Origin of the sequence: Actinoplanes sp. NPDC048791 (assembly GCF_040650095.1) — a bacterium.
Lineage (GTDB): Bacteria > Actinomycetota > Actinomycetes > Mycobacteriales > Micromonosporaceae > Actinoplanes.
The window spans coordinates 1-2,891 of record NZ_JBEZGQ010001029.1; the positions used below are offsets into that span (position 1 = coordinate 1).

The window sequence follows — 2,891 nt, forward strand, 5'->3', positions numbered from 1 at the left end:
GACACCGCGCTCGTAGCCCTCGTCGTAGCGGGCTTCGGCGGCCCGGCGCACGACGGTCAGCAGCGTGCCGTCGGCGGCGGCCGCGGTGACGCCCGCGGGATCGTCGGCGAGCAGAGCGGCGGCGAGATGCTCGCTGCGGTAGACCGCGGCGGTCTCCGAGACCACCGTCTGGTTCCAGAACGGTCGGGTGGCCACGAACGAGGCGTCCCGGACCGGCGCCCGGTAGTCCGTGCCGGTGACGGCGAACGCCAGCTCGTCGCCGTCCGGCACCAGCGTCAGGTCGATCGCCTGGGTGTTCACCGCGAACGTGTGCCGGCCCAGCCGGATGGTGTTGCCGTCCGCGCCGTACAGGTCGAGGCGGTCCCGCAGGGCCCGGCCGGCCTCCTGCCGGGCGGCCTTGACCCGCCCGTCCAGCTCCTCGGCCCGGACGGTGTCGCCGAGGGTACGCAGCTCGCCCGCGACCGAGCGCAGCTTGCCGACCATCGGATCGGTGGCGAAGTAGGTGTTGACCTCGTCGAGGGTGCCGAGCGCGGCGACCCGGCGCTGCACGCTGGCCAAGGTGCGCTGGGCGGAGTCGACCAGCCGGTCGGCGCGCCGCGCCCGGTCGTCGAGCAGCGACTGCCGGCGGGCGGCGAACGCCTCGTAGACCTCGGAACGCTTGGCGCTGAGCTGGTCCACGAAGTCGTCGAAGTCGCCGAACCGCGACTCCAGCGCCTCCACCTGGAGCATCAGCTTGGCGACCTGCTCGTCGCTGCGTTCCGGGGTGTCCGCGGCGGCCAGCCCGGCCGTGACCGACTGGCCCAGCAGGGTGAACTCCGCCGCGAACGCGGCCCGGCCCTCGACGGAGGCCAGCTCGCGCCGGCGGGCGTCCAGAGTGGCGCGGGCCCGGTTGACGCCGCCGAGCACCTCGCCGATGCGTTCCAGGATGGCGACCCGCACGGTGGCATCGGCGATGTCCAGGCCGCCGACCACCTCGGTGACGACCTGGAGGCCGTCGGCCTGCTCGGTGAGCCGCTCGCCGACGGGCGCGGCCTCGGCCACGGTGGCGATCCCGGCGGCGTCGGTGACCAGCTGCTCGACCGACTGCTGGTAGCCGGCGAAGGCGTCCGCGCGCTGGAGGAACTCGACCGCGCGGCGGGCGGTGGAATCCACCTCGGCGGCCAGGTCGTGCTCGAGGGAGTCGAGCCGGGCCAGGTCGACGTAGCGCAGCTCGCGCAGGGTCACGATCCGGCCCTGGGCCTGGCGCAGCGACGCGAGCTGCCGGATCCAGGCGTCGGTCGTGGTGGGCACCTCACCCCGGGCCCGGCGGATCAGCGAGGTGGTCGCGGCGGCGGCCTCCTCAACCGCGGTGGCGGCCTGGGTGGTCAGCTCCTGCACCGACTCGTACTCGTCGAGGACCTGCTCGGCGGTGGCGCGGACCTCCGACAGCGGGGTGCGCAGGTCGCCCAGCTCGCGCTCGCCGAGCCAGTGGTAGTGGTCGAAGAGCCGGCCGCACGCGGCGATGATGGCCTCGAAGACCGCGCCGGAGGGCGTCATCTCGTCGACCATCCGGGCCACCGACAGGGTGTCGGCGATGCCGCGCACCAGGTCGGCGTTGCCCACCCGGTCCAGCGGTCCGGTGCCGACCGGCTGCGCCGCGGCGTACGTGTCCGAGACGTACGGCGTCTGCCACACCTGCATCGGGTGCACCCGGGTCGGCTCGTCGGTGACGTGCCGGAACGCGATGAGCGTGCCGTCGTCGAACAGCGAATACCCGTGGCAGGTGATCGGGGTGGCGACCTCCTTGCGGATCACGTTGTACGGCAGCAGCAGATACCGCCCCGAGGCCCGCGCGTGGAAGACGTAGAGCACGTCCTCGCCGTTGACCGAGCGGACCACCCGCTCGAACTCGAGGTCGGTGACGTCCGCGTCGAACGTCCTGGCCAGCCCGGTGGCCAGGTAGTAGCCGCCCGGGAAGATGATGCCCTGGTCCTCGGGCAGCCGCTGGCAGGCCTGGCCGATCCCGTCGAGGCGCCGCACGTCCCGGGTCCGGGTGTTGAAGATCAGGTAGCGCTGGGTGGTCTCCTTGTACGGCAGCACCCGCAGCAGGATCAACGGCCCGATCCGGGCGTACGCGATCTCCGCGTCGGCCAGGCTCTGCAGCGGCTCGTCGACCGGCTCGGAGAAGATGCCCTCGCCGTCCTCGGTGTTGTTCTCCACCTTGACGGTCAGGGTGCCGCCGACCGTCTCCACGAAGACCTCGTCCTCGATGGACACGTGCGGGTGCCGGCCCAGGACGTGCTGCTCGCGGGTGGTCGGCGTCCACTCGAAGTCGTGCGACGGCGGGAAGACGTGGTCGCGTTCGCCGCGATTGTCCACGTACGCCACCGAGCCGTCGACGCCGACCTTCCAGCGCAGCACCTTCAGGTCGTCCGCCCGCGCCCCGGTCTGGAAGACCGCCAGCAGCAGACCCTCCAGCCGGCGCAGCTGCAGCAGGTGGGTCTCGCGGTAGTACCGGTAGAGCTCGGCGAAGTCGCGCTGGAAGACCGGGTCGTCGAGCAGGCCGGCCAGCTTGGCGCCCGGATCGAAGCGGAACGCCTCGCCGTCGCGGCTGAAGCCGTGCACCGAGAAGACGTCGTCGATCGACGTCTCGGTCTTGAGCCCGATGAACACGTTGTAGCCGAACAGCATCGCGCCGCCGACCTGCACGACGTCCCGGGGCACACAGTTGTTGGCCGTACGGATGCGCTCGGTGCCGAGCAGCCGCATCTGCTGCCCGCCGAACGTCTCCACCCGGCGGGCATTGAGCGCCTCGGCCCGCGTGGCCAGTTCCTTGGCCTGGCCACCGAGCCGGGCGCGCAGCACCTCGTAGGTGCCGGCATCCAGTGCCGCGGCCACCGAGGCCGCGGCAC

The 2,891-nt window shown here is 72.5% G+C and carries 1 protein-coding gene; it reads right to left on the reverse strand.

Annotated features, from left to right (window positions below):
- The coding region (locus tag AB0C29_RS41605; RefSeq protein ID WP_360832819.1) for a DNA repair ATPase at positions 1-2,877 on the reverse strand (2,877 nt) is incomplete at its 3' end.
- Positions 2,878-2,891 lie beyond the last annotated feature (14 nt).